Below are 2,227 nucleotides of genomic sequence, written 5' to 3' on the forward strand. Positions count from 1 at the left end.
AGCTGGTCGACCTCGGTGGTGTACGGGGGGCCGGGCAGCGCCGGAGGTGTCAGCGTCGTCACGCAGCACGGCCGGGTGCCGTCCATGACCAAGGCGATGTCAGCGTCATCGGCCCACGCGACCGCCCAGCTCGCCGCGGTCAAGCCCCCCGCGAGTGCGGCTGCGGTCGCTGCCAAGCTTAGTCGGCACACTGCAGGATGTCCCATCGCCGGCACCTCCCGGGACGCTGTTCGGCGCGCGTCGAATGTATCACCGCCGTCGCCCGGGACTGGCACGCTGAAACATAGCGCGCCAAGCGGGCGGATAGCAGGACGTTTCCCGCGCGGCGTCGGTTCCACGATGAGACGGCACCCGGCCGGTATGAGGCGGACAATTCCAGCACTACGGCCAGGAGGTGGTAGGTGCTCGAAGGACTGACCTACGACGACGATGACTTCCCACCCGTCGGTGTGGTTGCGCCGGGCACGTCATGGAACGACGTTGTCGACCATATCAAGATCGCTCACGATTTCCTGGTGATCCCGCCCGACGACGACGGTAACTGGGCGGGCGCCTACTGGACCGGCACCGAAATGACGGTGATGCAGGATTTGGGCACTGACCAGGACGAAGCAGTGGAAAACCTGCGGGAGGAACTTCGCTGTCGGGGAGAATTATGACCGCCGCAACGTCAACTCGCGCCCAATCGGATAGCCAACCGGGCAATTGTCAGACATCCGGATGCCGCCGACACGACCGCCCCGTCACGGTCAGCGATCACTTTGCCGCCTACTGCGGTTTCGTGGCGAGCCGTGCTGGCGTCGTTGCTTGGACCTTCATTCGGTCGAGCGGATATCCGGCCGCAGGATGGCCGGATTTGCCACCGTCTGACCGTAACAGTGCAGGCTGCCGGTCCCGAATCGGCGGCATCTACGCTGCCAGTGCTCTCGGCGGCCGGGTGATCGCGCTGTTGCGCGACGAGGACCCGCGGACCAGGTCCGTGGTGGTGGTCCGGTCGGCCACGCTGAGAAGCCGGCGCGAGATCAGATGCCCAGCGGCACACCGGTTGCGATGGCCTGGAGGGCCTCGATGGCGAAGGCGGCTGCGAAGTTGTCCATGATGATGCTGTCAGCGCCGATGGTTTGGAGTTCTTGACCGAACCCGCTGATGTCACCGATGGCCAGATCTTCCACCGCGGTAACCAGATCTTGGGTGACATTCGTGACGAAAAGACCGGGAATCTCCAGTTCGAAGGTTGACAGCTGCTCGCCGACATAGACGGCGTTGGTGATCGCGGCGGGAGCGTCCACGTCGGTGGCAACGGTCGTGAGCGCCGAGCCGATGCCGAACACGATTGACTGGATCGCGGGATCGAGGTGGTCGTCGACGGCGCCGGCGACCAGCGAATCCAGGCCTCGGAGCGGACCCTCGATGAGCTCGCCGATCTGTGGCGGAACATCCAGCGTCAGGCTGGGAGGGGTGAACGTGCTGGTCGCGGTCAGCGAGTTCATCAGGGTGGACACGATCGGCACGTCCGGCAGCGACGGCAAAGCCGGCAGTCCTTGTGCTGCCAGCGCGTCGTTGACGCCCTGTCCGATCGACCGGAGAAAGTCGACGACGACGGTGATGGGGTTGTCCAGCGGGAACAGCGTGGCCGGGGTGGGCACGTTCGCCGGTGCCGTCGGGTCATAGCCCAGGTTGATGATGTCGCGCAGCGGCGGCTCGATGAGATCCAGCAGCGGTGCGGGCACGACACCCTGCAGGGGTTCCAGCAGCGGCAGATTCTGGCTGGGAATCAGGATGTAGGTGGTGTCGGTATCGGCCGGAGTCACCGGTTCGACCACGCCGGCGCCAACCTGCTCGGCGGTGAGGTCCGGATATGTGGGGTGCACCAGCAGCATGCCCAGGTCCGCGTTGAGGTCGGCGGGGATATCGATCGGGTACTGCGGAAAGTCGGCGAAACCGTCGTATTGCAGCGTGTAGATGACGCTGGGGTAGAGATCGTCGGGGGTCGCGCCGTAGCCCTGCACACCCAGCGCCGGGACGTAGACGCCGGCGATCCGCTCAAGCAGCCCGCCGTCGGGGTTGTCGGGATCACCGATCAGCACGAAGGACAGCTGGTCGGGGCTCGGCCGGGCGTCGGGCGGCAGGGTGGCCAGATAGTCCTCGTAGACGGTGGCGACGGTCGCGCTCTGCGAGTAGCCGAACACGACGACGTGGTTTCCCTGGCCGAGTTGCTCGGCGACCG

Annotated in this window: 3 protein-coding genes and 1 pseudogene; 2 read left to right on the forward strand and 2 right to left on the reverse strand. The window is 65.8% G+C overall.

What is annotated here, in order from left to right:
- On the reverse strand, positions 1-206 hold a 206-nt coding region (locus F6Q13_RS17155), incomplete at its 3' end, for a hypothetical protein (RefSeq protein WP_293059121.1).
- A gap of 195 nt (positions 207-401) precedes the next feature.
- On the opposite strand from F6Q13_RS17155, the gene F6Q13_RS17160 reads away from it, so the two are divergent.
- A complete protein-coding gene (locus F6Q13_RS17160; protein WP_293059123.1) occupies positions 402-659 on the forward strand; it encodes a hypothetical protein in 258 nt (85 codons plus the stop codon).
- 215 nt (positions 660-874) lie between these two features.
- Positions 875-1,099: pseudogene (locus tag F6Q13_RS17165) on the forward strand (hypothetical protein); the annotation flags it as partial.
- Here the strand turns inward: F6Q13_RS17165 and F6Q13_RS17170 are convergent.
- On the reverse strand, positions 1,023-2,227 hold a 1,205-nt coding region (locus F6Q13_RS17170; RefSeq protein WP_293059125.1), incomplete at its 5' end, for a PE-PPE domain-containing protein. The pseudogene F6Q13_RS17165 and the gene F6Q13_RS17170 overlap by 77 nt on opposite strands.

This window comes from Mycobacterium sp. (assembly GCF_008709575.1).
Classification (GTDB): domain Bacteria; phylum Actinomycetota; class Actinomycetes; order Mycobacteriales; family Mycobacteriaceae; genus Mycobacterium.